Raw genomic sequence first — 22,094 nt, 5'->3', positions numbered from 1 at the left:
GCCGCGCCCCGCTCAGCCGACGTGCAGGACCCGATAGCGGTCGGGCCGTACCGGGTCCCGATCCACGACCTGGACGGGCGGCCAGGCCCACTGCCACACGCCGATGCCCGGCGTGCGGGAGAACCGGATCTGGCCGCGGGTCCCTTCGACGGCGACGCGCGGCCAGGACGCGGCGATGCGCGCCCGGTCCGTCCCGTACGAGCGCAGCACTTCGGCGAGGACGGCGATCGTGTCGTACCCCTCGAAGGCGACGAAGGACGGCGCCCCGGCCAGCCGCTCGCGGAGGGCCGCCTCGACGCGTGTGCCGAGCGGGGTGAGGCGCTCGGGCAGATAGCGCAGGAACGGGACCGCGGCGCCGTCCGCGCCCAGCGCCGCCGCCCAGTCGGCGAGCTCCGGCTGCCCGGCCGGAGCACCGATCAAGAGGTCGGCGAGACGCGGGTCGTGACGGACGGCCTTGACGATCGGCACCGCCGGATCCGGGTGGCCGACGAGCAGGAGGAGGGCTGTCGCGCCCGTGGCGACGAGTTCGTCGCACAACGCCGTGGGGGAGAGCGTGCGTGTGTCGAGCGCGACCACCGTGCCGCCGTGAGGAGCGAGGTGGTCCCGCAGGATGCGGGTCCCGGACGCCCAGTACACACTCGGATCCGCCGCCACGGCGATGCGGCTGTGGCCCGCGCCGAGCAGGAAGTCCGCGTAGATCCGCCAGCCGTGGGACTGCGCCGGGGCCAGGCGCGCGACCCAGTCCGTCGGCTCGTCGGTGAGCGCGTCGAGCACCCCCGAGGAGCAGAGGAACGGCAGGCCGAGGGCGTCGGCCCGGGCAGCGGCGGTGCGCGCGACCACGCTGTGGTATTCCCCTGCCAACGCGGCCACCCCCAGGCCGGCCAGCTCGTCCACGGCCGCCTCGGCCCGCCGCGGATCGGCCGCGGTGTCCCGCACCACCAGCTCCAGCGGCGTTCCGCCGATCCCGCCGGCGTCATTGACTTCCCGTACGGCCAACTCGAGCCCGGCGAGCACGTGCTGACCCGCCCCGACCCAGCCGGGCCGCGTCAGCGGGACGAGAGCGCCGATCCGGACCGCTGATTCGTCAGCGCGCCGCGTTCCCTGTGGTGATGGTGGCGTATGCATACGTGGGCGTCTCCCCCGAGAGGCGATGCGGCCGCGGTCGGCCGGATCACGGTGTGAACGTCGTCCGCGCCGAGAGTAGTTGAGCCGACAACAGCCCTTGTCGGCGGCCCGTCCCGTGGCCGTTCGCAGGGCCCGGGGCGGACCGCCGACATGGGCTCAGCCCTGCTCCCGCTCCACCGGGAGCCACAGTTCCGCGTCGGCCTCGGCCCTGTCCGGGGACATGCGGGTGCGCAGGATCTCGGGGCCGGGGCGGCCGCGGTAGGGGTTGGACGGGAACCACTGCGTGAACACGTCCCGCCACAGCTCCTGGATGGCCTCCGGCGCGGGTCCGCTGGTGGTGAAGACCGCCCAGGTCCCGGCGGGGACCGGCAGGACCGTGGTGCCGTCGGGGGCGGCCGCGGACGTGATCACCCCCTGGTAGTAGTCGAGTTCGGTGCCTTCGGCGCGGCTCGGGTCCAGGTCGTCGCAGACCGCGACGACGCCTCGCGGCTCCTGGTCCGACAGCTCCTCCAGGCGCTCCAGGGTCCCCGGGTCGATCCCGCGGACGAAGTCGATGATCGCCTGGTTCGGCCCCGTGTGCACCAGTGGCACCCGGGTCTTGAGGCCGACGACACCGAAGTCCGGCTTGTCCACGACGCGATAGCGCATGCTGCTGCTCCCTTCGACGGTGAGGCGGAAGGTCAACCGGGGCTGGGAGACGAGCGCCGCTCCGGTGCGCCGGGCCTCGCCGGGACCGACCCCGTGCAGGGCACGGAACGCCCGGGCGAACGCCTCGCCCGAGCCGTAGCCGTAGCGCACCGCGATGTCCAGCAGGGACGCACGCCCCGCGAGCACCTCGCCGCCCGCGACCGTGAGCCGACGGCGGCGTACGTACTCCGACAGCGGCATGCCCGCGAGCGCGGAGAACATCCGGCGCAGGTGGTACTCCGAGGTGGCCGCGATCCGCGCCACCTCGGCCACGTCGACGTCCTGGTCGAGACGCCGCTCGATGTACTCCAGGCTCTGGTTGAGACGCTCCAGCACCCCGGTCCCCTTCCTCTTTCGTGATCACCACGCTAGGCGGCAGGCACCTGGCCCGACCCGACATCCTGTGCCCGATCAAGTCGGGTGCGCACGGCCGTCCGGCAGGAGCCCGGGGGAGGAGGACGAGCAAGCCCTAATCCGGGGTGTAGGCGGCTTGGTCCGGCCGTCGAGGACGCGTTCGGCCAGCAGCTGCTGGCTCTGCTCAAACGGACACGGTTCGCCGACGGCAGAGCCCTGAAGTCGTACGCCGGCTCGGCCCCGATCACCCGCGCCTGCGGCAAGAAGCACTTCGTCGGCCAGCTCCACCACTGTCTCCAGACCCGGCAGCCGTTCGACGAACAGCGCGCCTTCGCGCCGCTCCTTCAAGCGCCAGCGTGACCCGGAAGCCAGGGCCGTCGGCCATGTCAGTGCACCGGCCTGGATTCGCCGCGTGACTGAGCCTTCCTACCTTGCTGCGGTCCGGGAGTCATACGACACCGTGGCCGACGACTACGCCGCCCTCGTCAAGTCCCCGTCCGAGCTGGACCCGTTGTCACGCTCGGTGCTGACCGCGTTCGCCGAACTCGTTCAGGCATCCGACCGAGGACCGGTCGCAGACATGGGCTGCGGGCCCGGAAGAGTGACAGCGCACATGGCCGGACTTGGAGTTTCTGCATTCGGCATCGATGTGTCCCCAAAGATGATCGAACTGGCCCGAAGCGCCTATCCGGACCTGCGCTTCTCCGTGGGCTCCATGACCGCGCTGGAAATCGAGGACGACACGCTCGGCGGCATCCTGGCGTACTACTCCACCCACCACACACCCCCGGAACTGCTGCCGGTCGTGTTCGCCGAGTTCCACCGCACCCTGGCGCCCGGCGGACATCTCCTCCTCACTGGCCACGTGGGCGCCGGTGAGCACCGCCGTCCGACACACGGCTATGGCGGCCACCCCGTGTCCTACGCGTCGTATCGGCTGCCCACACACCAGCTCGCTGAGCTGCGTAACCAGGCCGGATTCACCATCACCGCTCAGCTGGTGCAGGAGCCCGACGCGAAACGGAACTGGAAGTTCGCCAGTTTCCTGGCCTACAAGCCGACTACCGAGGAGACCAGCTTGACTTTCCTAGGCCCTTCTCCCACGTGGGCACGAGACGGCTACGACACCTCACCGCGAGCGGGAATCGGATCGCCACGACCGGAGTTGGTGAGGGAAGTCAGCCGTTTCAGGAGGGGTCATGCGAGCGATTCAGGTTTCCGAAGTGGGCGGTCCCGAGGTGCTGCGGCTGGTCGACATTGATCAACCGATGCCGGGCCCGGGCCAAGCGGTCGTGGAGGTCGCCGCGTCCGGCGTCAACTTCCTCGACGTATACCACCGCGAGGGCCGGTACCCCCTCCCGCTGCCCTTCACCCCGGGCACTGAGGGCGCGGGCACGGTCCTCGAGGTTGGACCCGGCGTCACCCACGTCGCTGTGGGAGACCGGGTCGGCTGGGTGGAGACTCCCGGCACCTATGCAGAGCTGGCCGTCGTGGACTCCTCCCGGCTCGTGCCCCTGCCCGACGGCGTCGACTTCGAGGCCGCCGCCGCCGTGCTGCTGCAGGGCATGACGGCGCACTACCTCGTCAAGGACGCCTACCCGGTCCAGCCGGGCGACACGGTGCTCGTGCACGCTGCTGCCGGCGGCATGGGGCTTGTGCTGACCCAGCTCATCACCCATCTCGGCGGCAGGGTGATCGGCACAACCTCGACACCGGAGAAGGCCCAGCTGGCGCGGCGCGCCGGGGCCGCCGAGGTGATCCTCTACTCTGCCGTGGACGATCTCGCGGCCGAGGTGAAGCGGCTCCATGGCGGCCAGGGCCTGCCTGTCGTCTTCGACGGCGTCGGCAGGGACACCTTCGATGCGAGCCTCGCCAGCCTGCGAACCCGCGGCCACCTGGTGCTCTTCGGCGCCGCGAGTGGTGCAGTGCCGCCCTTCGACCCCATCCGGCTCGCCCAGGGCGGTTCGCTGACCCTGATCCGGCCAAGCCTCGGGGACTTCATCGCCGATCGGTCCGAGCTGCTCCGGCGCGCCGCCGACGTGCTTGAATTGGTGCGCACCAAGGTGCTTGAGACCACCGTGACGGCCCGCTACCCGCTCGCCGAGGTCCCCCGAGCTCACCGCGATCTGGAGGCTCGGCGCACCACCGGCAAGCTACTCGTCATCCCCTAGGGCCACCGACGGAACTGACTGACCTGCAGGAACGTGGCTTCCGCCAGGCGTCGATCCCGCGCAGCTGTGTCCGCGATCCCGGGTGATGACCTCGGTCCTCGGTGGCACTAGGCCCCGACAGGCAGTCCGCGACGGCGGTGTGGCCGTGGACGTCCTGCGCGCGGGCCAGGGCGGCGGCGTCGCGGTCGGCCAGGTCCGCGAGGGCCGCCTCCGTCCGGGTGCTCTCGTAGGCGCCCAGCGCGGGACAGCTGTCGCGCGTGCCCGGCATGGGGAAAAGCCACGACCAGCGCTGCAGCATCGGGGCCAGGGTGATCGCCGCGCACAGGCCGACGACCAGCGAATACGCCGTCAGGTTCGCCACGTACGCGGAGTGGAGGCCGGGTTGCCACGTCGGCAGCCGGTAGAGGGAGAAGAGCGCCGCGAGCAGCGTCACGCCGATGTAGGTGGCGAACCACTGCCAGGAACCCTGCGCGAGCATGATCGTGAGGACGGCGCCGAGTGCGATGCCGATGACGCCCGGCTCGGCGGCGACGGTACGGCCCGAGCCGGTGGCCGCCCGGCCTCGGGCCGGGTGCGGGCTGGATGCGTCCACGGTCTCTCCTGCCTGGTCCGGCCCTCAGCATCCCCGTGCCGTGCGCCACAGGACCGCCGCCATGCCGGACCGGCCCCGAAGCCTGGCCCGGTCGGCGGGGTCCTCGGCTGTGCCCGCGCCCTCGCCGCGGGGACCGCTAGCGGGGGAGCCGGAGCGTGAAGACCGTCGACCCCGGAGCGCTCGTCAGCTCGATGGTGCCGTCGTGGGCCCGGATCAGGGACCGGGCGACGGCGAGGCCGAGGCCGCTGCCGCCGCGGTCGCGGGTGCGGGCCTTGTCCACGCGGTAGAAGCGGTCGAAGACGCGCTCCTGGTCGGCGGCCGGGATGCCGGGGCCGCGGTCGGCGACCTGGACGACCACGGCGTCGGCGGATACGGACAGCGTCAGCGACACCTCGGTCCCGGCCGGGGTGTGCACGGCCGCGTTGGTGAGGAGGTTGTCCAGGACCTGCCGGACGCGCAGGGGGTCGAGACGCAGCCGCACCGCCGGGTCGCCGTCGGTACGCACCGCAAGGTCGGCTTCGACCCGCACTGCCGGATCACCGTCCACCCGCACCGTCAGCGGATGCTCCGGCCTGCCCGCGCGGAACGCGTCCGCCGCCTCGTTCACCAGCTCCACCGGGTCCGTGTCCTGAAGGCGCAGCGGCGTCTCCACGTCGGCGGCGTCCAGGCGGGCGAGCAGCAGCAGGTCGTCGAGGAGGAGGCCCATCCTGGCCGCCTCGGCGCGCAGCCGCGCCAGGTGCTTGTCCCGCTCGGCGGGCTCGTTGGCGGCCGCGTACTGGAACAGGTCCGCGTAGCCGCGTACCGACATCAGAGGCGTACGCAGCTCGTGCGACGCGTCCGCCACGAACCGGCGCAGCCGCTGCTCCGCCTCGGTGCGGACGGCGAGCGAGTCGTCGATGTGCTCCAGCATGGTGTTGAACGCGGTGCGCAGCTCCCCGACCTCCGGGCCGCCGGCGTCGGAGTCGACGCGCACCGGAAGGCGGGCCGAGTCGGTGAAGTCGTGCGAGGTGATGCCGCGGGCGGTGTGCGCCATGTCGCTGAGCGGCTTGAGTCCGCGGCGCAGCAGGGCACGGCCCAGGACCACCAGGCCGACCAGGGCGAGCGCGAACGCGATGACCTGGACCATGAGCAGCCGGTCCATGGTCTTCTCGATGTCCTCCAGGGGCGCCGCGGTGACCAGGACGACGCCGGGGGTGACCTCACAGGCGCGCAGCCGGTAGTCGCCCTGGCCCTTGATGTGCGCGGTGCGGAAGACCTCCTTCGCCCCCGAGTCGCGCTGGACCTCGGCGACGGCGGAGAGCTTCCCGGCGTCCGTCGGCACCTCGCTGGGCCTGCGCAGCACGGCCCGGTCGTCCGTGACGTCGTACACGGCCGTGTACCAGCGGTAGAACGGCTGCCGTTCCACCGTGCCGTGCCTCTCGGCGTCCTTGGCCTGGGTGCCCTGGACCAGCGCCATCTGGTTGTTGAGCTGGTGCTCCAGATAGTCCCGCATGTACGTCGACAGGGCGGTGCCGACGACGGCGAACACGGCGAGCGCGAGCACGCCGAGGCCCAGCGCGAGCCGGGTGCCCAGGCGCAGCCTGCGGTACGTCCGCGCGAGACGGCGGATCACTCGGCGACCTGCCGCACCACGTACCCGACGCCCCGCACGGTGTGGATGAGCGCGGCGCCGCTGTCGTCCGGCTCGTCGAGCTTGCGGCGCAGCCGGCTGATGACCAGCTCCACGACGTTCGAGCGGCCCCCGAAGCCGTACTCCCAGACGTGGTCGAGGATCTGCGCCTTGGTGAGGACGGTCGGGGACTTGCGCATGAGGTAGCGCAGCACCTCGTACTCGGTGGGCGTGAGCGTCAGGAGCCGGTCGCCGCGCCGCACCTCGCGCGTGTCCTCGTCCATCGTCAGGTCCGACACGCGCAGCACCGAGCGCTGGAAGCCCGGACCCGCGCTGCGGCGCAGGACGGTCCGCAGGCGGGCCATCAGCTCCTCCACCGCGAACGGCTTGACCAGGTAGTCGTCGCCGCCCCGGGTCAGGCCCGCGACCCGGTCGGAGACACCGTCGCGCGCGGTGAGGAAGACGACCGGCACCATCGTCCCGGACGCCCGCAGCCGGTCGAGCACGGCGAAGCCGTCCAGGCCGGGCAGCATCAGGTCGAGCACCACGATGTCCGGCTGGAACTCGGCAGCCCGGCGCAGCGCCTCCTCGCCGGTGTGCGCGGTGACCGCGTCCCAGCCTTCGTAACGGGCGACCGTCGCCACCAGGTCGGCGATGGGCGGGTCGTCGTCCACGACGAGAAGGCGCACTTTTTCCACCCGCCCATAGTGCGCCACGCGCCCGCGCCGCCCCAGCCGCGCACGGGCCCCGCGCCCACATCGATAGGCACTTGAAAGTTCAGCGACAGGAAAACGACAGCTCCCTGGGGGCAGTCTCGTAGGTCCCAGGCGCCGATCTAGGAGTTGCCGCCCGTGACGACCCTCCACCGTGTTGAGCCACCCCGGACGGCGGTCCGCCCGAAGGCGGTGGCCCGCGCCGGTCTGTACGCCCTGCTCGCGGCGAACGTCGCCGTCGTGACCGTGTTCTTCGTCCAGGCCGGGTTCGCCTCGAACGCCCTCATCGTGATGGGGCGCCTCGCCGGGCTCTACGCCGCGCTCCTGATGGCCTTCCAGCTGCTGCTCGTCGCCCGGCTCCCGTTCTTCGACCGCCGCATCGGCATGGACCGGCTGACGTCCTGGCACCGCTGGGTCGGCTTCGGTCTGCTGTGGCTCCTTGTCGCACACGGCGTCTTCATCGTCCTCGGCTACGCCCAGGCCTCCTCGATGGGCCCGGTCGACCAGCTCGTCGACCTGGCCGAGACCGTCGAGGGCTTGCTGCGCGCCCTCGTCGCCATGGCCCTGATCATGGTGGTGGGCGCGGTCTCGGCCCGGTACGCCCGCCGCCGACTGGCGTACGAGACCTGGCACTTCATCCACCTCTACACCTACCTCGCGGTGGTGCTCGCCTTCACCCACCAGGTCGCGGCGGGCTCGACGTTCACGGCCTCGGACACCGCCACGGCGTACTGGTACGCGCTGTGGGGCACCGCCCTCGGCGCGGTCCTCGTGGGGCGTGTCGTCCTGCCGCTGGGACGCAATCTGCGCCACCGGCTGCGGGTGACGGCCGTCGTGCCCGAGTCCGACCACGTCGTCTCGATCTACGTCTCGGGCCGCGACCTGGACCGGCTGCCCGCCCGCGCCGGGCAGTTCTTCCTCTGGCGGTTCCTGACCAGGGACCGCTGGTGGCAGGCCAACCCCTTCTCCCTGTCGGCGGCCCCCGACGGCACCCACCTCCGGCTCACCGCGAAGACCGCGGGCGACGGCACGGCCGCCCTGCGCCACCTCAAGGTGGGCACGCGGGTGTTCGCCGAGGGCCCGTACGGCGCCTTCACCACGATGCACCGCACCCGGCCGGACACCCTGCTCGTCGCGGGCGGCGTCGGCATCACGCCCGTGCGCGCCCTCCTCGAAGAGCTGCACGGCCACGTCGTGCTCATCTACCGGGTGGCCACCGACCGGGACGCGGTCCTCTACGCCGAGCTGGCCGAACTGGCCCACGCCAAGGACGCCGAGCTGCACCTGATCACCGGCCCCGCCACCCCGGACAAGCTGGCCCCGCGCGACATCGCCACCCTCGTGCCCGACGTGGCCGACCGGGACGTCTACGTCTGCGGACCGCCCGGCATGACCACCGCCGTCCTGCGCACCCTGGGCGACCTCGGCGTGCCCAAGCAGCAGATACACGCCGAGCGTTTCAGCCTGGCCGGATAAGAGGGGGAACACCATGAAGCGAGCACTGCCCGTCCTGGCGCTGACCGCCGCCGCGGTGATCCCGCTGTGGCGCTACGAACCGTCCCTCGGCTCGACGTCCACCGAGGCCGCGCCCCCGCCGCCGCCCCCGTCGGCCACCGCCCCCGAGGGGGACCCGAACGCCGGGGGCACCGCCGCGCGGCCCGTCCAGGGCTCCACCGTCACCACGGAGAAGGGCCCCGTACAGGTCGAGGTGACCTTCGAGGGCGACAAGATCCGCTCCGTACGCATGCTCCAGCAGCCCAATCACCCGCAGACCACGGCCGCCGTACCGAAACTCATCGAGGAGACGCTGTCCGCGCAGAGCGCGGACGTCGACACGGTGTCCGGCGCGACCGTCACCAGCGACGGCTACAAGGAGTCGCTGCAGGCCGCCATCGACGCGAAGGGTGGCGCCTGACGTGCTGCGCGTCGAACACGTCATGGGCTTCCCCGTGTCGGTGCGGATCGACGACGAGCCGGAGGGCGCGGGCCCGGAGCACCTGGCCGCCGCCGTGGACGAGGTGTTCGCGTGGCTGCGCGAAGTCGACGCGCGCTTCAGCCCGTTCAAGCCCGACAGCGAGGTGTCACGCCTGGGCCGGGGTGAGTCGGCGGCCGCGGACCTCAGCCCGGAGCTGACGGAGATCCTCGGCCTGTGCGAGCACTACCGGATCGCGACCGGCGGCGCCTTCGACGTCCGCCTGCCCGGGCGCGGCCTCGACCCCTGCGCGGTGGTGAAGGGCTGGTCGGTGCAGAAGGCGGCGGACCTGCTCGCGGCCGCCGGGGCCACGCGCTTCTGCGTGAACGCCGGCGGTGACGTCGTCGCCTCCGGCGGCCCGTGGCGGGTCGGCGTACGCCACCCCGAACACGCCGACCGGCTGTGCGCGGTGGTGGACCTCAGCGACGGCGCGGTCGCCACGTCCGCGCGGTACGAGCGCGGTGACCACATCCTCGACGGACGCACGGGGCGCCCGGTCCGGGGCCTGCTCAGCCTGACCGTCGTGGCCGCGTCGCTGACCGAGGCGGACGCGACCGCGACGGCGGCGTTCGCACTGGGTGCGGAGGGCGTCGACTGGGCGGCGGCGCGGGCGGGCTGCGAGGTGTTCGCGGTGGACGAGGGGCGGCGGGTGCTGCGGACGGAGGGGTTTCCTGTGGCCGCGTGAGGGTGGTCGCCGCCGGGCCTCGCGGCAGGGTGGGACGAGCCGCTCCCGCGTCGGGAAGGACAATCACATGCCTGATGAAGCAGACGAACGCGGAACTCCGGAAGGCGATGACGGAGGGCGACTGCAGCGAGAACCCAGGTGAGCCGCCGCCCGATGACGACGCCTACCGATCCGGCCCACCGGGGTCCGACCGGTAGACGGCTGCGTTGCGCGGGCCCCACTGGCGGCAGTTGGTGCGCCGCGCCCCAGCCGTCCAGAAAGGCAGCGAGGGCGCGGCGTCGCGCTGGCTCAAGGCAACCTGCCGGGTGCGCAGATCGCTGACCACCTCGTGGGCCCGCCTGCACCAGGACGTTGCCGAGGGCCGCGGCCTCGGCCGGTCCCGCGACGACCGGCAAGCCGCGGGCGTCTACTCCATGGACGGTGATCTTTCTGGGCTGGGCGGCTCGTACACTGACGAAAATGGAGGACCACACGGCCACCGGGATCGGTGCACGTCCGGCGCCCGCCTTGCGGGAGTACGTCGACTCGTATGTCGGCTTCGACCTCCGCGGGCTCCCGACGGGGGTGCACTGCGGCCCGCCGAGCCGCGCGCTCACTGCGGTGATCAGCCTGTCAGACCCCTTGGAGGTGGCGGCGGGCGTTGACGACGGGTCACCGGTCACCCGATTCGGCAGCGTGGCCGGCGGCCTGATGTGCCGGTCCGTCGCGATTCACCACGACGGACGCCAGCAAGGTGTTCAGGTATCGCTGACACCGCTCGGGGCCCGGGCCATCTACGGCATGCCCGCCGCCGAGCTCGCCCACCGACTTGTCCCGCTTGACGAGCTTCTCGGAGCGATTGCCGTCGAGCTGGTCGACCGGCTCCGATCGGCGACAACATGGGCGGCGCGGTTCACCGCGCTGGACGAATTGCTCCTCCGGGCTGTCGGCCATGACGGCTGCGGCGAGCATGCGCGCTGGGTGCGCCCCGAAGTAGCCGAGGCGTGGCGCCGCCTCGTCGCCGCGCGAGGTTGCGTCCAGGTTGGTGCGGTCGCCGCGGAACTCGGCTGGAGCCGTCGGTACCTCACCGATCGGTTTCGCGGTGAGGTGGGCCTGTCGCCGAAGACCTTCGCCCGAGTCCTGCGCTTCGAGCACGCGCACGAACTGGCGGCGGCGCAGGACCCGCTCCCGTGGGGCGATGTGGCAACCGTCTCCGGCTACGCCGACCAGGCCCATCTCGTTCGGGACTGGCGCGAGTTCACGGGCCGATCGCCGACGGCCTGGCGTCGTGGCGAACTCCTCCTCGGAGCCGGGTAGCCGCCAACCGTCTGTCCTTCGCGTCGGCTTCTCTTCCCTTTTCTTCAAGACCGCCCGATCGCCGTCGTGGACGATCGTCGGCATGAGACTCGTCAACCACGAACACAATGCCATGGACCTGCGGACCACCCCCGTGCACCTCGGACTGGGATCGAGAGCGAAACCTGTCGAGGGTTTCACCTGGGACCCGGAGGTGCTCCAGGCCTACAGCGTTGCGGTCGCGGCAGACGGCGCCGAGGGCCGGATGGTGATGATCTTCGACGGCGAAGGGCCCGGCGACCATTGGGAGAGCCACCCCGCAGGCGACGAACTGGTCGTTTGCCTCAGTGGGTCCGTGACGGTCACCCGCGACGTGGACGGGGTGCCCGACCACGTTCTGCTCGGGCCGGGCGAGGCCACCATCAACCCGGCCGGGGTATGGCACGTGGTCGACACGGAGGGGCCGACGTCCATCCTGGCCATCACCGCGACCCTCGGCACCGACCACCGTCCTCGGACCGACACCCGCCCGACCGAACGCGTCGGCACGCCCAGCCCGGAGGAAGCGCCGTGACGACACGCATCGCGTGCCTCGGCGACAGCCTCACCCGCGCGCAGTTCAGCGTCGACTACCTGGATCTTCTCGGACGACACCACGCTCCCGGTGACATGCGGCTCGCCCGTTTCGGCGCCAACGGCGACTTCGCCTACAACCTCTTGCAGCGCCTTGATGCCGTCGTCACGAACCCACCCGATGTGATCACCGTGTTGATCGGGACCAACGACGCCCGAGCGAGCCTTGCCGGCTACCCCGTCGAGCAGGCCATGAGGCGCAAACAGCTCCCCGATCGCCCGTCGGCCGGCTGGTTCCAACAGTGCCTGGGAGCCGTCGTCGCACGGCTGCGAGCGGAGACCGACGCGACGATCGGTCTGCTGTCGCTACCGGTACTCGGCCAACAACTCGACGGAGCAGCGGCACAGGCATCGCAGGCGTACAGCCGGATGATCGCCGAGGTCGCCGCCAGCAACGAGGTGGCCTACCTTCCGCTCCACGAACGCCAGATCGAGGAACTGCGCCAAGCGGATCCGCCGCCGATTTCATACCGGGAGGTGACGCCCGCGGCGGCCGTCGGCGTCCTCGTCCAGCACGCAGTGCTGCGCCGCAGCCTCGACACGATCTCGCGGCGGCGAGGTCTCGTGCTCACGACCGACCACATCCACCAGAACAGCCGCGGCGCCACCCTTATCGCTGAGGTCATCGACGCCGGTCTGCTGGCCCCGAGTGCGTAGCCGGTTCCGGCGCCCGGCCAGTCGGATGCCCTCCACCGCGCGGAGGTGGCATCCGATCCAGGGGGCAACGCCTACGACATCCGGCTCGTGTGCTCAGGGCTGTGGTGAGGGATGCCGCAGTAAATGCCGGATTCACTGGGCACTGGGACACGGAGACGTGGCGCCCCGCGGACCCGCCCCGACCGCTCAGATGTAGCCCTCCCGCAGCGCGTACGCCACAGCGTGCGACCTGTTGCGCAGGTGGAGCCGGGTCGTGAGGCCGTGCATCACGTTCTTGACGGTGCGTTCGGAGTACGACAGCTTCGTCGCGATCTCGGAGGTGTCGAGGCCCTCGGCCACCAGACGCAGGACGTCCACCTCGCGGGGCGTGAGGCCCAGCGTGGTGCCCGGCTGGTCGGCGCCGCCCCGGTGCAGCCGCCCCACCTGGCCGATGAGCCGGCCGAGGAGGTCCGGCGGCAGGTCGCCGCCGCCCTTGGCGGTGGTCAGCACGGCCTGCACCAGGCGGTGCGTGGTGGCCTCGCGGCGCCAGACGATGGCGCCCACACCGCACTCGATGACATCGAGGAGCTCGTTCTCGCGGACCGTGCCGACGACGAGCACGGCACGCGTGCCCTCGCTGCGCACGGTCCGCCGCAGCCGGGTGAGCGCGGCCTCGTCGAGGACGTCCTCGACGAGTAACGCGACGGTGGCGTGGCCGGAGTCCTCGCACAGCTCGACCTCGGGGTGGCGCCGCAGCTGGCTGAGGACTCCCTCGCGGCTGATCGGGTCGGGGGCGGTGACGCTGACCTTGACCCGGGTCGCCTTGGGCATGGAGGGCATGGAGGGCGCGGAAGACGTGGAGGGCGCGGAGGACGCGGAAGGTATGGAGGGAACGAGGGACACCGGTGACACCGGGGACCCGGCGGACGCGGCGGACGGGAGCGAAGCGGACAAGGGACTTCCTCACTTCTGCGGCTGAGGCTTCTGCGGCTGAGGCTTCGGAGGTGCCGGGCGCCGCCGACACGGGGGATCGGCGGCGCCCGGGGTTCATGGGGTCAGGAGCAGGCCTTGTAGAAGTGCTTCCAGCCCTTGGTGGGCATGGACGGCGGCTCGGCCGGGGTGCCGACCTGGCCGTACCTCGTCTGCTGCTCGTAGACGTAACCGCCGGGGCCGCTGCTCCTCTTGGACAGCCGCACCTGCCGGTCGAGGGACCCGTCACCGGAGTTGTTGAGGATCGCGATGTCCGGGTACGCGTCGCCGTTGTAGTTGGCGACACGCAGATGCTTGGCCTCGCCGTGGTCGCCGATGTTGGAGTGCCGGGCCCGCGCGGAGCCCAGGTTCGTCCGCTTGAGCGGGCCGGGGCGGTACTGGGCGCGCGCCTTGTTGGGGTCGTCGATGCCGGACGGCTTGAAGATCTTGTCCGGGCGGCCGTCGCCGTCGAGGTCGCCGACCAGCGTCGTGGCACCCGCCAGGCACGCGCCGGACGCGGCGGCCTTGCCGGACTGTCCCGCACCGCCCGAGGCCGACGACCCCGCCGCGGCGGCCTGGAAGCCGCCGACGGTCAGGGTCAGGGCGACAGCCGCGACCGGCGCGGCGATCAAACGTGAGCGCATGCGTTGCATCTACGAACTCCCATGTCGTCACTGCTGAGCCGTGCTCGCCCACCGGGCCCCCGCGGCGCCGCCCACGGGAACGATCCCGGCGGGGCGTGGGGAGCTTGCGGAGGAGCACGGAACGAGCTTGTCGGGTGATCCGTCCCAACCGCCAGGAAAGTGGGGCAGTTCGGGACACTGGAACGGGAAAATGGACTTTGACCTGCAGGAACACAAGGTGCCTGGAACGCGAGGGTGGGACGCGTGGGGCACTCGGGGGAGGGGCGACGGGATGCCGGAGAGGCGGATTCCGCTTGCTCGCGGCATCCACTCTCTCCCACGGGAACCTCCCTGCGGGCCGCCCCTAGTTCCGTACGAAGGGCGACTTCGCCGTCAGCTCGGACGCGGGCTCGGTCTCGGACTCGGCCCCGGCCGACGGCGCGGGCACGGGCGTGGTCTCGGGGCCCGCCTCGCTGAGGCCGTACCGCCCGTGGAACGTCCGCAGGAAGCCGGGCGCGTACCAGGCCGAGCGGCCGAGCAGCCGCATCGCGGCGGGGACGAGCACACCGCGTACGGCGACGGCGTCGATGAGGATGGCGAGACCGCTGCCCAGGCCGAACATCTGCATGAAGCTCAGCTTGGCCGTGCCGAAGGCCAGGAAGCTCACCGCGAGCAGGCAGGCCGCCGCGCTGACGATGCGGCCCGTGTGCCCGAGGCCGTCGGTCACGGCGGTCTCGTTGTCCGCGCCCTGGTCGTGGAGCTCCTTGATCCGGCTGGTGACGAACACCTCGTAGTCCATCGAGAGGCCGAAGGCGATGCAGAACATCAGCACGGTCATCGCCAGCTCCATGGGCTGCGCGGTGAAGCCGAGCAGACCGGAGAGGTTGCCGTCCTGGAAGATCCAGGTCATCACGCCGAGGGTCGCTCCCAGGCTGAGCATGTTGAGGACCAGCGCCCGCAGCGGCTGCACGACGCTGCCGGTGAACAGGAACAGCAGCACGAAGGTGGTGAGCACGACCAGGCCGATGGCGACCGGGAGCAGACCGCCGATGGAGTCCTTGGAGTCGACGAGTTCGGCGTCGACGCCGCCCACCAGAGGGTCGGAACCGGCGGGCGGGGCGAGCGTCCGCACGTCCTTGACGAGGCTCTGGGCCGCGTCCGACTTCGGCGCGAGATCGCTCACCACGGTGATCCGCTGCGCGTCTGCACGGCTGAGGGAGGCGTTCACGGGGCCGTCCGCCTCGGCCTGCCCCTTGGCGTACGTTCCCGTGCCGGTCTCGACGCGCGCGACACCGTCGAGACCGGACAGCTCGGTCGCGTACGACGCCAGCGGGCCCTTGGCCACGGGCCGGTCGATGACGATGTGCAGGGCCGCGTCGTCGTTGCCGTCGAAGTCCTCCCGCAGGGTCGCGGAGACCTGGCGGCTCTGCGCGTCCTCGGGCAGCACCCGCTCGTCCGGCGTGCCGAAGGTGATGCCGAGGAGCGGGCTCGCCGCCACCAGCAGGACCGCGAGGACGGGCAGCGCGGTGAGCGCGGGCCGGCGCATGACGGTCCGGGCCAGCCTGCCCCACAGCGGGGCCCGCCCGGCGGTGCGTCCCGGCTTCGGCCACGGCAGCTTCCCGCTGTTGACCCGGTGCCCCAGGACCGCGAGCAGCGCGGGCATCACGAACAGGGTGCCGAGGGCCGCGATGGCGACGACACCGACCCCGGCGTAGCCGAACGAGCGCAGGAAGTACTGCGGGAACACCAGGAGCGCCGCGAGCGCGGCCGCCACGGTCGCCGCGGAGAACGCGACGGTGCGGCCCGCCGTGCGCACCGTCCTGCGGACGGCGTCGTCCACGCTCGCGCCCGCCGCGAGCTGCTCCCGGAAGCGGCTGATCATCAACAGGGCGTAGTCGATGGCCAGGCCGAGACCCAGGGCCGTGGTGAGGTTCGTCGCGGTGTTGGAGACATCGGTGATGCCGCCGAGGATGCTGAGCTGGGCGAACGAGCCCGCGATGGCGAAGACGGCGATGGCGAGCGGCAGCAGGGCCGCGACCACACTGCCGAAGACGAACAGCAGCAGCACGAGGGTCAGCGGGATGGCGATGGCCTCCGCCAGGAGGAGATCGTCGACGACCTGGCTCGACATGTCGCTGCTGACCGCGGCCCCGCCCCCGGCGCGAACGCTCAGCCCGCCCTCGTAGGGGCCGCTGTAGTCGTCGATGACGCTCTTGGCGTTCTTCTCGAACTGCGTGGCGTCGCCCTTCACATGGGCGAGCACCATGGCTTCGCGGCCGTCCTCGGACCGGAGGGTGGGGCTCTTGGTGTCCCAGTACGACACCACGTTCTCCAGGTGCTTCTCCTTCTTGAGGTCGGCCACCAGAGCCCGGCCGTCGCCCCGGGCGGCCGGGGTGTCGACACGGCCCTTGTCGGCACGGACCACCAGGATCAGGTTCGTCTCGCCGCCGAACTTGTCCTCGATGACCTTCTCGGCCCGGGTGGACTCGGAAGCGGGGTCGTCGAAGCCGCCGCCCTTCAGTTTGGTGAACGCGCCGCTGCCGACGGCACCCATGAGGGCCACGGCCACGACGGCGACGACGAGGATCAGCCGGGAGCGGCGAATCGCCAGTTCGGCCAGGCGGTCAAACACGGGAGGTCTCCTTTGATACGTGCCATAAGGTGACGAAAATTGACAAAAGTCAGCCAAGAAGCCCGAAACGGGCCAGAGTGGAGTGGGGTGGGACGCCTCGCGCGGGCTCCCGTCAGTGGCGGCGAAGGTCCTGATGCCGAACCCCTCGCGCCACGAACGACGTTAGCGAGGAGACGGAAAATTTGGCAGTGTTAGATTTTCCTCACATCTCGCACAGAACTGCTGCCCCGTGGCCGTCCGCCGTCGTACGGTCACCACATGTCCGCAGACACCCCCGAGGCGGCCCCTCCCACGCTGCGCCAGCGACGTCGAGCCGCCGCCACCCAGGAGATCCTCGAAGCCGCCGAGCGCCACATCGCCGAGCACGGCCCGCACGCCATGTCCCTGCGCGCGATAGCCCGCAGCCTCGGCATGACCGTGCAGGCGCTCTACCACTACTTCCCGAACCGGGACGCCCTCGTCACGGCGCTCATCACCAAGGCGTACGACGATGTGGCCGACGCCGTGCAGACAGCCGTCGACACCGCCGGGGACGACGCGGACGTGCCGCGACTCGTTGTGGCGGCCGAGGGCTACCGCCGCTGGGCCATCGCCCACCCCGAGCGATTCCAACTCCTCTACGGGGCACCCCTGCGTGACTACGCCGCACCTGCCGACGGCCCCACCACCCAGGCGGTGCGCCGCATGAGCGCGATCTTCCAGGCCGCGATGTTCGACGGCTTCACCTGGGACCAACTCGCCGCTGCCGACACCCCCGAACTCTCCCCCTCGCTGCAGGCGTTCCTGGGCCACCTCCCTCCGGACGGCATGGGCGACCTGCCGCCCGCGGCGACCTCCCTGCTCCTGAGCGGCTGGGGGCACATGACGGGCCTCGTCGTCCTGGAGGTGTTCGGCCACACGGGGTTCCTTGGCGAGCACCAGGCGGAGATCTTCCGGCTGTCGATGCGGAATCTGCTGGCCGACGTCCACCGCCGGATTCCGGCCGCGGGACCGGACGCCGCGGGGTCGCGGGGTCGTTGATCACCTGCGGCGGGGGCGTCGGGGCCCGCGGTCCGGCAGCGCGACGCGATGGACCGTGGCGTCCGCGGAGCAAGCGCGGGCGCCACGGTCCCGTGCGGGCTCGTCCGAACCCAGGACCTCAGGGCAGTGTCAGCTCACCCGCCCCAACTTCCGCCAGGGAAACACCTCCTTCCCCTGGCTGTCCCGCTCCGAAGTGCCCGGCTCGACGGTCGTGTACCAGGACGCCGCCCAGTACGACCCCTTCCAGGAGACGTAGGCGCCGGTCGCCGGGTCGGCGCTGTTGCCGCTCCACAGGTGGGTGTTGGGAGTCGTGGCGCCGAAGGCGGCCTCGACGTCCTTGCCCCCGGCCGAGCGGAGGGTGAAGAGCTTGCCGTGGGCGGGGGCGGAGGGGGAGCCCTCGGACCCCGTCGCCGGGTCGATGGGGACGAAGTGCCAGCGCTGGGCCTCCGACGAGGTGCAGCCGGCGGTCTTGATGTCCTCGCGGGCGCCGCTCGCGGTCAGGCACTTGCCGGCGTTGGTGAGGGTGTACCAGCCGTTCCCGGCGCTGCGGGGGGTCCAGAGCTGGTTGGGGTTGCCGGGCTGCGGCTCCACCAGGTGGGCGCGGTTCTCACCGGGGTGGTGGTCCATCAGGTTGCCCTGGTACTCGAACTGCCAGCCCTTGTCGCCCTTGTCCCAGGCCGCGAAGGTCCGGCCGACCGTCTTGCCGTGCGGGGAGCCCTGCTTCCACTCCGGGGCGTCGCACTCCTTGGCGTCACCGGTGTCCGGCTGGACCGTCCGCACGCCCTTGCGGTCGTCCTGGACGGAGCCGTACGTGTGGTCGCCGGTCGACACGGTGATGTTCGCGGGGCCGGTCACCGGCAGGTAGTACTTGAGGCCGATGTCGTGGGACTTGCCGGGCGCGATGGCCTCGCAGAAGCCGAGCTTCAGCGTCACGCGGTGGAAGTCGGCCTTCAGACCGCCCACGTTGGGCCCGGAACGGCCGGGTTTCACCGCGTCCTTCAGCTCCGCCCCGCCGGCGTCCTTGAGGAGCGGGGACGTGGACGTGGGCAGGTCGAAGGAGATCTCGGTGCCGGTGCCGAGGGTCCGTTCCGTGTTGTTGGTGACGCGCAGCTTCGGCTGGATCGGCCACAGGTCGCCCTCGGCCGTCGGGTAGTCGACGAACTCGGCGGAGACGTCCACGACGTCGTCGGGCAGGGGAGTGTCACCGGCACGCTCCGTCTTGTAGCCCCCGGAGCCGTGCAGCGCCCCGTCCAGGCGGCTGGTGACGTCGTACCCCATGCCGTACTCGCCGTTGGCGCGCTTGGTGTAGTCGCCCGCCAGCTCCCACAGCATGACGCCGCCGATGCCGTTGTCCTTCACGTACCGCGCCTTGGCGTCGATCGAGGCGTCGTTCTCCGTGGAGAGGAACACCTTCTTCTCGGCGTTCCACAGCCACGACGCCTTCAGCGTGTCGTCGTACTTCTCCGAGTACGTGCCCTTCAGCTTGCCGGACTCCTTGTCGGTGTCGACGTAGGAGGGGAGGTAGCCGGGGGTGATGCCGTCCTGGAGGTTCCGGGCGTGCCACAGCGGGTTGGAGCCGGAGGCGACCTCCTCGCCCCGGGTGCCGAGGTCGTGCCAGACGTTGTCGATGCCCTCGGCGCCGTGGCCGCAGTCGCCCTTCTCACCGGTGCCGGGCTGGCAGGCGCCCTGGTCGGGGAGCGACGAGGTGCCCCACAGGCCGTCCGTGCCGCCGGAGACGTTCTGCCAGCCGCGGGTGTAGTAGGGGACGCCGAGGTTGATGCGGCCGGGTGGCAGCGCGCCGCGGTAATAGCGGTACGACCAGTCGACGTTGAAGTACCCGGTCTTGTCGAACTCCTTCTCGTCGTAGACCTTCGCGGCGGCCAGCTCGGCGTCCCTGCCGTCGTCGTACAGCGGCGCCTGCGGGCCGACGTACTTGTTCCAGGAGCCGTGCAGGTCGTACGACATGACGTTGACGAAGTCCTGGTACTGGAGGGCCTGGCCCCCGTCGTAGCCGCGCACCAGGTAGCCGGACGCGGAGCCCGCCGAGGTGAGGAGGTAGTAGCGGTCCTTGTCGGCGCCCGCGCGGTCCAGCTTCTCGCGCAGGGTCTTCATCAGCGCGTTGTAACCGGCCTGGAGGCCCTTGCGGCGGCTGTTGGACAGCTCCCAGTCGGCCGGGTTGCCGCTGTCGGGCAGCGCGGTCGGGTACTCGTAGTCGATGTCGACGCCGTCGAAGCCGTACCGGTCGAGGAAGGCCGTCACCGAGTCCGCGAAGGTGTCGATGCCCGCCTGGTTGACGGAGCCGTCGGCGTGGGTGGCCATGGTGTAGAAGTTCTTCGTCTCGGCCCAGCCGCCCACCGAGATCAACGTCTTCACCTGCGGGTGCTTCTTCTTGTAGCGGTTGAGGAGGTTGAAGTGGCCCTTGTACGGGAGTGAGTCGTCCATCTCGGCCCCGCGCACGCCCGGCCAGGTCATTCCGGTCGCCGGGTTCTTCGGGTCGTCCGGGTCACCGACGGAGATCCGGTCGCCGCCGTCGACGCTCGCGAAGGCGTAGTTGACGTGCGACACCTTCGACCAGGGGATGTTCTTCGCCAGATAGCGCGGGTCACCCTTGGCGCCGGTGCGCCAGCCCGTGAAGTAGCCGACGACCCGCTTGTCGTGCCCGTTCCCACCGAGCCACTCGCGCCCGTCGTCGCCGTACACCCTGCAGTACGGGGTGTCGACGCCCTTCGTCGCGGCGAGCCCCTCGGGACGGCACCGCTCGTGCGGGCCGGACGTGGAGGGCTTGGCGGAGCGGTCGTCGGTGGCGTTGTCCACGGGGTCACCGGCGCTGCCGGTGGACGGCGGCGTCTCTGGCGTGCCGCCCATGCCGGGGGTGTCGCCGTGGTACGTGTACGTGTTCATGTCCTTCACGGCGGACATGGGGTTGCCGTCCTTGTACTGGTCGACCGCGAGGAAGTTCGGCTTCTTGCGGGCGGCCGGCATGCAGAAGCGCTCGGCGCGGTTCTGGAGCTTCTCGTTGTCGTTGCGGTACGTGGGATCCATCGGAGAGTCCCGGAAGTGGTTCATCACGTACAGGCGCCGGAAGTTCTTGTCCTCCTGGGTGAGCGGAGCATTCCACCGGCTGTAGCAACTCCAGTCGGCGTTGCCGATGCCGAGCCCCATCGACCAGTGGTTCTGGACGATCCAGGGCTGCTCGTAGATGAAGCCGAGCTTGTTCTTGCCGTCCTCCTTCTTCTCGGCGTCCCCGTCGCCAGTGAAGAGCAGCAGGCGCTTGCCCGAGTCGACCATGGACTTGACCGTGGGCCAGCCCTTTTCCTTCACACCCTCGGCGTCGGGCCGGAAGACCATCTTGGCCGCGTCGGTTCCGGGGGCGAGGTCGTCGCCGAGTTCCTTCTCCAACTGCTCCGCGGTCGTGTAGTCCTCCAGGAAGACGGTGACGACTGCCTCCTTGTCCTCCTTCATGAAGGCGACGATGTCCTCGAAGATCTTGGAGAAGGTCATGGTCGAGGTGTTTTCGCCGCCCAGGCAGCCCCCGTGACACATGCGCACGCGTCCATTGGCGTAGCGCGCGTCGAGCATCACCGACCGCACGCCGTCCCGCAGTTGGCGGGACACGGAGTGCGGTTGGTTGGGCGCTACGGGCGCCGGCGTGCCCTCCGAGTCCTCCGAGTTGAAGTACGCGTTGTGCGTCGTCAGGAACGTCATGTCGTCGAGCTTCGGATCCGCCGGCATCGGCGACTTCGGCGGATTGATCGGCGTGATGTACCAGTTCTCCTTCTGATTGTTTGGATCGTCGGTGTCCACCCAGATCGGAGAGTCGTTCTTCTCTCCGCTCCGTAGCCTGCGCTCCGAGCCCGGCACGTGGATGCGGTACCGGTCACCCTTGTCGTGCCGGAATTCCCAGTCGGTCTCCGTGTTGCCACAGGGCTCGACGTTGAGGTGGTCGCCGCTCTGCTGGGCAAGGCACTGCCCGTCCCAGTCCGGGTTCTTGATCTTGTACGTTCCATCGGCGTTCCGGGCGAACTCCCACTGCTGTTCGTCCTCGTCGCCCTTGGGCCGGTGGGTGGCGACCGGGTTGTCGCTCGCCGAGATGTGATAGCCGCTGTGGGCGTTCTGGATGTAGAACTTCCCGTCGGTCGGGGGTCCTTCGTCCTCGCTCGCGGCAGCTTCCGTGCCTGCCGTCGCCGACGGAGCCCCCGCCCCGCCGATCGCCTTCGCCGCCGCCGGTGGCCGTGGCTTCTCGGGGCGGTCGGGTCTGGTGGGCCCCTCCGGGCCGTCCGCCGCGACCGCGGGGGTCGCGAGCAGGGCGAAGGCCAGTGCCGCGCACCAGGCCGCCGCCGTGCGTCTCTTACGCCGCACAGGGATGCTCCCTTCTTCTTGCCGGTCTTCTTGCCTCTT

General features: G+C 71.0%; 17 protein-coding genes and 2 pseudogenes. 10 read left to right on the top strand and 9 right to left on the bottom strand.

Features of this window, described 5'->3' with window-relative positions; all coding sequences use genetic code 11:
* Positions 1–12 precede the first annotated feature (12 nt).
* Positions 13–1,125 (bottom strand): ABC transporter substrate-binding protein, encoded by a 1,113-nt coding sequence (locus ACZ6AA_RS07085; protein ID WP_468458022.1) that lies wholly within the window; start codon positions 1,123–1,125, stop codon positions 13–15.
* Positions 1,126–1,281: 156 nt separating this feature from the next.
* Positions 1,282–2,148: an AraC family transcriptional regulator gene (locus ACZ6AA_RS07080; RefSeq protein WP_468458024.1), complete on the bottom strand. Its 867-nt coding sequence runs from the start codon at positions 2,146–2,148 to the stop codon at positions 1,282–1,284.
* Between the two features lie 159 nt (positions 2,149–2,307).
* Between ACZ6AA_RS07080 and ACZ6AA_RS07075 the strand changes: the two are divergent.
* The 3 genes and pseudogenes from ACZ6AA_RS07075 to ACZ6AA_RS07065 form a co-directional block, all read left to right on the top strand.
* Positions 2,308–2,526, top strand: a pseudogene (locus ACZ6AA_RS07075) (hypothetical protein); the annotation flags it as partial.
* Between the two features lie 52 nt (positions 2,527–2,578).
* Positions 2,579–3,226 (top strand): annotated as a pseudogene (locus ACZ6AA_RS07070) (class I SAM-dependent methyltransferase); the annotation flags it as partial.
* 139 nt (positions 3,227–3,365) lie between these two features.
* Complete coding sequence (locus ACZ6AA_RS07065) at positions 3,366–4,337, top strand: quinone oxidoreductase family protein (protein WP_471456683.1); 972 nt, start codon at positions 3,366–3,368, stop codon at positions 4,335–4,337.
* Here ACZ6AA_RS07065 and ACZ6AA_RS07060 read toward each other — a convergent pair.
* The 3 genes from ACZ6AA_RS07060 to ACZ6AA_RS07050 form a co-directional block, all read right to left on the bottom strand.
* A complete protein-coding gene (locus tag ACZ6AA_RS07060; protein ID WP_471456681.1) occupies positions 4,327–4,929 on the bottom strand; it encodes a hypothetical protein in 603 nt (200 codons plus the stop codon). The two genes, ACZ6AA_RS07065 and ACZ6AA_RS07060, sit on opposite strands and share 11 nt — an antisense overlap.
* Before the next feature lie 136 nt (positions 4,930–5,065).
* Complete coding sequence (locus tag ACZ6AA_RS07055) at positions 5,066–6,541, bottom strand: sensor histidine kinase (RefSeq protein WP_468458030.1); 1,476 nt, start codon at positions 6,539–6,541, stop codon at positions 5,066–5,068.
* On the bottom strand, positions 6,538–7,236 hold the full coding sequence (locus tag ACZ6AA_RS07050; RefSeq protein WP_468458032.1) for a response regulator transcription factor: 699 nt from the start codon (positions 7,234–7,236) through the stop codon (positions 6,538–6,540). Before ACZ6AA_RS07050 ends, ACZ6AA_RS07055 begins: the two co-directional genes overlap by 4 nt.
* A 153-nt stretch (positions 7,237–7,389) precedes the next feature.
* Between ACZ6AA_RS07050 and ACZ6AA_RS07045 the strand changes: the two genes are divergently transcribed.
* The 6 genes from ACZ6AA_RS07045 (at position 7,390) to ACZ6AA_RS07020 (ending at position 12,473) form a co-directional block, all read left to right on the top strand.
* Entirely contained in the window at positions 7,390–8,727 is a 1,338-nt protein-coding gene (locus ACZ6AA_RS07045) for a ferredoxin reductase family protein (RefSeq protein ID WP_471456679.1), read from the top strand.
* A gap of 13 nt (positions 8,728–8,740) precedes the next feature.
* The gene (locus ACZ6AA_RS07040) at positions 8,741–9,166 is read left to right on the top strand and encodes an FMN-binding protein (RefSeq protein ID WP_468458036.1); all 426 of its coding nucleotides are present in this window, start codon (positions 8,741–8,743) and stop codon (positions 9,164–9,166) included.
* A 1-nt stretch (position 9,167) separates the two neighbouring features.
* On the top strand, positions 9,168–9,908 hold the full coding sequence (locus ACZ6AA_RS07035; RefSeq protein WP_468482360.1) for an FAD:protein FMN transferase: 741 nt from the start codon (positions 9,168–9,170) through the stop codon (positions 9,906–9,908).
* Between the two features lie 459 nt (positions 9,909–10,367).
* Entirely contained in the window at positions 10,368–11,204 is an 837-nt protein-coding gene (locus tag ACZ6AA_RS07030) for a helix-turn-helix domain-containing protein (protein ID WP_471456677.1), read from the top strand.
* Between the two features lie 82 nt (positions 11,205–11,286).
* Positions 11,287–11,757 carry a cupin domain-containing protein gene (locus ACZ6AA_RS07025; RefSeq protein ID WP_471456675.1) on the top strand — a complete coding sequence of 157 codons (471 nt, stop codon included), beginning with the start codon at positions 11,287–11,289 and terminating at the stop codon, positions 11,755–11,757.
* Positions 11,754–12,473: an SGNH/GDSL hydrolase family protein gene (locus tag ACZ6AA_RS07020; RefSeq protein WP_468482357.1), complete on the top strand. Its 720-nt coding sequence runs from the start codon at positions 11,754–11,756 to the stop codon at positions 12,471–12,473. The genes ACZ6AA_RS07025 and ACZ6AA_RS07020 overlap by 4 nt, the downstream gene beginning before the upstream one ends.
* A gap of 186 nt (positions 12,474–12,659) precedes the next feature.
* Here the strand turns inward: ACZ6AA_RS07020 and ACZ6AA_RS07015 are convergent, their stop codons facing one another.
* The 3 genes from ACZ6AA_RS07015 to ACZ6AA_RS07005 all read right to left on the bottom strand — a co-directional run bounded on the left by ACZ6AA_RS07015 (position 12,660) and on the right by ACZ6AA_RS07005 (position 16,676).
* On the bottom strand, positions 12,660–13,283 hold the full coding sequence (locus ACZ6AA_RS07015; RefSeq protein ID WP_468458046.1) for a helix-turn-helix transcriptional regulator: 624 nt from the start codon (positions 13,281–13,283) through the stop codon (positions 12,660–12,662).
* Between the two features lie 224 nt (positions 13,284–13,507).
* Positions 13,508–14,065, bottom strand: coding sequence for an FG-GAP repeat domain-containing protein (locus ACZ6AA_RS07010; protein WP_471456673.1), 558 nt, complete (start codon positions 14,063–14,065; stop codon positions 13,508–13,510).
* A 343-nt stretch (positions 14,066–14,408) separates the two neighbouring features.
* Entirely contained in the window at positions 14,409–16,676 is a 2,268-nt protein-coding gene (locus tag ACZ6AA_RS07005) for an MMPL family transporter (RefSeq protein WP_468458050.1), read from the bottom strand.
* A 258-nt stretch (positions 16,677–16,934) separates the two neighbouring features.
* On the opposite strand from ACZ6AA_RS07005, the gene ACZ6AA_RS07000 reads away from it, so the two are divergent.
* A complete protein-coding gene (locus ACZ6AA_RS07000) occupies positions 16,935–17,696 on the top strand; it encodes a TetR/AcrR family transcriptional regulator (RefSeq protein ID WP_468458052.1) in 762 nt (253 codons plus the stop codon).
* 129 nt (positions 17,697–17,825) lie between these two features.
* On the opposite strand, the gene ACZ6AA_RS06995 is transcribed toward ACZ6AA_RS07000, so the two are convergent.
* Positions 17,826–22,055, bottom strand: coding sequence for a glycosyl hydrolase family 18 protein (locus ACZ6AA_RS06995; RefSeq protein WP_471456670.1), 4,230 nt, complete (start codon positions 22,053–22,055; stop codon positions 17,826–17,828).
* Between the last annotated feature and the right edge of the window lie 39 nt (positions 22,056–22,094).

This window comes from Streptomyces sp. NPDC040610 (assembly GCF_055594065.1).
The sequence above is the reverse complement of the archived record's forward strand: the minus strand, read 5'-3'. Positions and strand labels throughout refer to the sequence as shown.